Origin of the sequence: Luteitalea sp. (assembly GCF_022842525.1) — a bacterium.
Lineage (GTDB): Bacteria > Acidobacteriota > Vicinamibacteria > Vicinamibacterales > Vicinamibacteraceae > Luteitalea.
The window spans coordinates 1-5,645 of record NZ_JALHPM010000287.1 but is presented as its reverse complement, the minus strand read 5'-3'; the positions used below and the strand labels follow the sequence as shown (position 1 = coordinate 5,645).

6 protein-coding genes are annotated in these 5,645 nt (G+C 67.2%); all 6 read right to left on the bottom strand.

All coding sequences use genetic code 11. The annotated features are described in order from the left end of the window. Positions 1-160 precede the first annotated feature (160 nt). A complete protein-coding gene (locus Q0C41_RS29390; protein WP_291990236.1) occupies positions 161-544 on the bottom strand; it encodes a hypothetical protein in 384 nt (127 codons plus the stop codon). Then, a complete protein-coding gene (gene traN, locus Q0C41_RS29385) occupies positions 541-2,961 on the bottom strand; it encodes a type-F conjugative transfer system mating-pair stabilization protein TraN (RefSeq protein WP_291990235.1) in 2,421 nt (806 codons plus the stop codon). Before traN ends, Q0C41_RS29390 begins: the two co-directional genes overlap by 4 nt. A gap of 2 nt (positions 2,962-2,963) precedes the next feature. Beyond that, positions 2,964-3,734 carry a type-F conjugative transfer system pilin assembly protein TrbC gene (trbC, locus tag Q0C41_RS29380; RefSeq protein WP_291990234.1) on the bottom strand — a complete coding sequence of 257 codons (771 nt, stop codon included), beginning with the start codon at positions 3,732-3,734 and terminating at the stop codon, positions 2,964-2,966. After that, positions 3,721-4,737 carry a TraU family protein gene (locus Q0C41_RS29375; RefSeq protein WP_291990233.1) on the bottom strand — a complete coding sequence of 339 codons (1,017 nt, stop codon included), beginning with the start codon at positions 4,735-4,737 and terminating at the stop codon, positions 3,721-3,723. Before Q0C41_RS29375 ends, trbC begins: the two co-directional genes overlap by 14 nt. Continuing rightward, positions 4,734-5,363 carry a type-F conjugative transfer system protein TraW gene (traW, locus tag Q0C41_RS29370; protein WP_291990232.1) on the bottom strand — a complete coding sequence of 210 codons (630 nt, stop codon included), beginning with the start codon at positions 5,361-5,363 and terminating at the stop codon, positions 4,734-4,736. The genes Q0C41_RS29375 and traW overlap by 4 nt, the downstream gene beginning before the upstream one ends. A 1-nt stretch (position 5,364) precedes the next feature. Further along, positions 5,365-5,645: hypothetical protein (locus Q0C41_RS29365; protein ID WP_291990231.1), on the bottom strand; the 281-nt coding region annotated here is incomplete at its 5' end.

Sequence of the window (5,645 nt, the reverse complement as noted above, 5' to 3'; positions counted from 1 at the left end):
CTCGAACTCGATCAGCTCGGGCGCGCGGACGTTCGATGCAGACGCGGCCGACGCCGTGGCGGGCGGGGGCTCGCCCTGTGCCTGCGCCACGCTGGACACAATGAGTGCGGCGATGGTGGCGAGCACCGCGAGCGGTCTGACGATGCACATGGCGTGTTCCTCAGGACAGAGACCTTGGCGGTTGACCGTCGCGGCAGAAGTTGATGCCGAAGTCGACCGAGTGGCGCTTCGCGCCTTGCTGGCCGGGAAGCTGCACGCCCTCTTGGCTGAAACTCACGTTGAGCCGGCTGCAACCGGCCTGCGCGTAGCGTTTGAGGGTGGTGACGTCGATCAGGATGGGACCGGCCGCCTTGAAGTGGCGCGTGATGCTCTCGGCGTCCTTGCCGGTCAGCAGGCCTTGAGCGGTTCCTGACGGCGAATCGATGGCAGCCACCATCAACACCCGCACGTCGGCGACGGGTAGCCGCTCGGCGTCGGCGACCTGTGTGTAGCCGTGCAGCGGTATCGCGAACGGCAGAACGATGAGCGCGTGCAACAGCTTCATTGGCACTTCCCCTGACCGAAGTAGCAGTTGGGAACCCTCGCGCCGTTGTTGTTCTGGATGGCGGCGAGGTTGGGGCTCTTGGCCACGAGCGAGGCGTAGAACTCGCTCAGGTCCATGCGGGCGAAGTCGAGCGACTGCAACTGGGCGATGGTGAAGCCGGAGCAGTCTGGGCCCTCTGCGCTGCCCCAGCCCTTGCCGATCTGGCCGCGCCCTTGTTCGTTGACGATGCGCGCGAGCATCGAGTTGAAGCAGCACTTGCCGGTCGTGTGCTCGATGCAGGACACGCACGAGCCAAGGATGCGGATGCACGAGGAGCAGTAGCTGCCGATGCTGTGGCACAGACCCGCGCCTTCCTTGAGCGCAAGGAAGGCCTCGTTCTCGTTGCACGAGGTCAGCGAGAGAACGATGTAGATGACGGCGGCGATCACGAGCGTCCAGGGATCGACCGCGATCACGAAACCCTCGCCCGCCACCGTGCTGGACGAATACAGCACGGTCGAGCCGGCAGGCAGCGCAGTGCCATTGACGGCGATCGTCACGCCATAGCTGGTGAACGAGCCGCTGAAGCCGGCGCCGGTCAGCAAAGCGCTCAGCCCCTGGTAGACGAACTGCCGGTTCTCCGAGTTCATCAGGATGTCGTAGACCAGACGCGATCCAGCGCCGAAGACGCTTTGGTTGGTCATGCCGCGGCCGGACGCGTCGGAGTTGCAGCAGTTCGTCAGCAGTCGGTCGCGACAGCTGTTGGCCTCGCCCTTGAACACCTGCATGCGGTCGCTATCGATGTACACGCCGGCTTCCCGGGTCGCCTCGAGCATCGACATCGTGCGGGCGAAGTCCGCGTCATTGGTGTAGGCGGTGTTGAAGCAACTGGTGCCGAGGCAGAAGACGTTCGTGGGGCAGTTGGTCGCCTGCGTCACGGTTTCGTTCGGCACCGTGCAGCTGTACTGATCCTGATAGGCCTCGCACACCCCTGTCGCGGGGTTCGTCCTGGAACAGGTCGAGGACAGCGGCGTGCACCCGGCAGCGACCAGCGGAGCGCATTGGTCGGCCGTGAACGTGCCGCTGCAGCTCATCGTGCTCTGGTACTGCCAGCAGTCGCGAGTGACTGGCACACCATCGATGACCTTCGTGGAGGGACCATCGACGCAGACCGGTGCGCTGGCCACCGCGCAGCGACTGTCCGCCGCGAGGCCCGGACATTGATTGTTCCAGGTGTCCGTGGCAGTGCTGAGCGTCGCGGGCTTGGTGTAGGACAGCCGCATCTGAGGAATGGGGCCGTAGGCGGGGTTGGGAGCCCAGCCAACCACTCCGCGGGTGGAGGAGGCACGCCAGTAGGAGGATGCATAGGTGCCCGTGACGTCGGTCGCCTGGGTGTCGCCAGGCGAGCCGGGGCTGTAGCACGTCGTCGTCGAGAGCGCGGAGGTGGTGCACTCCATGCCGTCGCCACCGTACGAGCAGGTGGTTGTCAGCAGGTTGTCGCCGCTCTGGGTTCCCGCCGGGCACGCGGCATACACGTCGACGAACGGGTGGATGGTGACGCACGTCATCGAGTCCCAGCCGCCGGTGCAGGACTCGACGGGGTCGTCGGCGATCATGGCGGTCAGGCTGCAGGTCGTGCCGCTGCAGCTCTTGTCGGCCACGTAGACGCCGCGTTCCGCTGGCGTGAAGCTCGGCCAGTTGTAGGTGGTCCCGATGACAGCCACCCGCTGCGGGGTCACGACAGGCGTCGTCATGTCGACATCGAAGAACGCAAGCGGATTGCCGGAGCTCGTCACGCGGAAGTGCTGGCTGGTGTCCGGCCGGTCCGGCAGGCACTGGGCCGCGACGGCAGTCGATCCTGAAGAGGCCTGCGCGAACCAGTCGCCAGCCGTGCAGTTGGTCGAGCGTGCAACAGCGACATTCAGGGCGTTCGTGCAGCTGTAGCTGCCGGCCGTCACGTAGCGGGCGCAGATCCGGGTCTCCGTGTGCGTCGGGATCGTCGTGTCGGTGGTGGTGCAGCCGCTGTAGTAGGCCGCAAGGCTGCCCAGGTCGAGCGAGGGATTGCGGGCGATGCGCGATGCGGCCGCCACCGCCGGGTCGCTCGGCGAGATCGTCGGGCGTGCCGTGTTGGCCGAGGTGATGGCGGTGCGCAGCGCCTGGCAACTCGGATCGTTCGGCGTAGCTGCGCAGGCAGCCAGCTTGGCGCTCACGTCGGGGCCGAGGGCGGGCCGGCCTGCCAGCGCGGCCTCCGGCGGTGTGGTCGTGTAGCCGGGGACCACGCTGGTGGCGGACGGCTGGTTCACCATGCCGCGGATCGCCGTATTGGCGGCCTGGCCTGCCGCGACGCCCTGATCATGCGAGGACTGGGCGAGCGCACCCGTCTGGGTCACCAGCAGGGCCTGGGTCATCACCCAGACGACCAGGCGCTTGACGTTCATGCTCAGCCTCCTTTCATCCGAGCGAGGAAGAGATTGGCGTCGCGCGAGAACTTCGGGGCGCCACGCTGGATGAAACGCAAGGCGTAGTCGAGGCTCACGTCGCCGGCCGCAAGCGCGTAGCTGTCGGCTGCGAAACAGGTGCCGGCGGCGCATGGTGTCGGGACCGATCGGTCCTTGATCAGCACGAAGGACGGTGTGGCCGTGATCGAGAAGCGGTCGAAGGCCTGGGGGTCCACCTGGAAGCCGACCTTGCGCTGTCCGATGACCCGCTGGACCCGTGTCACGGTCTTCGGCAGCGAGTCCTCCACCAGGCCGCGCAGCAGCAAGGTCGCCCCGCTGCGCGCCGCCTGGTCGGCGAGCCGCTCGAGGGCCGCATCGGGCATGGAGAAGCTCACGAAGACCAGAAGGGTCGGGCCCACAGCAACCGCCGCCTTGCTGGGATCGGGAGCTCCCATCTCGTCGAACCCTCGGGCGATGGCCCCGAGATCGATGCGTTGCGGCGATCGGGGCTGGGGCAGGGCGTCGATCCGCGGGGTCGAGGGCACGGGAACTCTCGCCAGTTCGTCCTCGGTGGGCATCCGGTACTTGCGCCGCGCCGCTTCGATGTCCTTGTCGGTGATCGTCGGCTGGCCTCTGGCCGCCCGGGCAATGTCGGCATCCGTGACGGGACTCTGGCCGGGCTGCGCTTGGGCGCAGGGCACTGCGACCACGACGAGCAGCGTGGCCGCGAGCGTCGCGGTGAAGGCGCGGCGGCGAGTCTCAGTAGCCGACACAGCAATTCCTCTTGCGGAAAAGCATGAAGGCGAAGTCCTCGCCGCGAACCGGATACTCCTTGCCCGCTCCCCACAGCACGGTGGTGCGTCCGAACGGCTGGCAGCACTTGCCGTCGAGCTTGTCCGTCGACGGGATCGGATAGGTCAGGTTCGTCTTGTAGGACGCCTTGTCCATGATCGGCTCGAAGTACGGCCCGCACAGACCTCGCGAGCCATGCCAGCCCCAGGCGATCAACTCTCGGTGCATCTTGGCCGTCAGACGCTGGGCGAGCAGGGCTGCTGTCCGTACTCCCCCCATGTGGTACTGGACCTGTCCGTCCAGGGGATAGATGCCGCCCTGGCAGCCGGCACACCAGAAGAGCGTGTTCAGACCGAAGCCGACGGTGGAGGCGACGCAGTCCGCGGCGCAGGCGGCGATCGCGATCGGGTTCGCGAACAGCACCGCGTCCGGATTGAGGATCAGCGTGAGCTCGTCGTCGTTCCACAGGGGGTCGACCTCGGTCAGGTAGGCGAGGTCGAAGCTGCCGCGCTCGAGGCAGGGGAAGTCGGCGACGACCTCGAGCCAGTACAGGACGGGGTTGGTGTAGAAGTGGGCCTGGTAGAAGGAGCCGCCGTCCCCGTCACCCTCCGAGCGGGTGTAGCGGGCGGCCTCAGGAGCGGGGATGCCGGGGTCCAGGTTGAGGCCGCCGAGCGACGGCAGGCAGAACGGCTTGCGCGTCGCCTCGACGTGTCGTGCCGGCTCCCAGAAGCCGATCGACAGGCCTATCGTGGGATTCACGCCGCAACTGCAGATGGGGTTCGACGGGTTGTCGCCGTTGTCCTCCTGCCCGCCGAAGTTGGCGATGGTGGCGCCGCCGATGGTGATCGGCAGCACGCAGGACCAGCAGATGTCGGTCAGCGGGTTGGGAAACTTGCCCGTGCAGGTGGCTATGCCCGCAGCGCTGGCCATCGACGACCACGCCAGTAGCCAGAGGATGGTGAGCAGCCGATGAATGGTTTTCATCGCACTGGCACCTCGTCGATGCGAAGGCGCTGGCCTTCCTGAGAAACGATGGCGGGCACTGCGGCGATGCCGAACTTGCGCACGAGGGTGCCCTCCTGGTCGTAGAACACCGGCTTGTTCCAGCGCTTCATCAGGTCCACGTAGCTGCCGCCCACGAGGATCGGTTTGACCTTGCCCTGGTAGCGCTCGATCAACTCGCGGGCACGTGAGACCTGCCCCGGATCGCGCGCGTCGAAGAACAACAGGTGCTTGGACAGTGAGACGACCTCCAGCGGGTTCTTGCGGGTGCCCGCCGGGAACAGCACCGCTCCCGTGGCATCGACCACGTTGGACTGCAGCGTGAAGGTCGGATCGAAGTAGTAGGTGCGCGGCGCGAGTGCCGTTCGAAGGCCGTCGACGGGCTTCGGGTTGTTGACCGCATGGGCAGCGCGGTCGCGTGCCTCCTGCTCGTGCCGCTTGAGTTCGCCACTGGCCTCCTTGGCGCGCAGCCGGGCCATGATCACGTCGAGGAGGTTCTTCTCCAGGATGGGATAGGTCGGCCCGACGGTCCCGAGGTTCTCGGCCCGCACGCCCACAGCGCACCATGCGATGGCGAGCAAGAAGAGGGCGCGGGCCGGCGAGCACATCTCACTTCCCCGGGCACGCGATGGAACTGCCCAGGCGCTGCAGCGCCGCGGTGTCCCGCTCGTGCGAGGCGCGGATCATGCTCATCAGGACCGGGTCGCCGTCACCTTGCGCGAAAGCCCGCCGGAGCTCCACGGTGCGGAGGGCACGCCCGCAGCGGCTGCGAAACGCCGCCATGTAGGCCTCGGCCCCGTCGCGCGCCGGCGGCGCCACTTGGGAAAGCAGCGCCAGGTAGGTGTCGATCGGCACGTCGTCCTGCAGATCCAACCTCTGAGGCTGGGCGC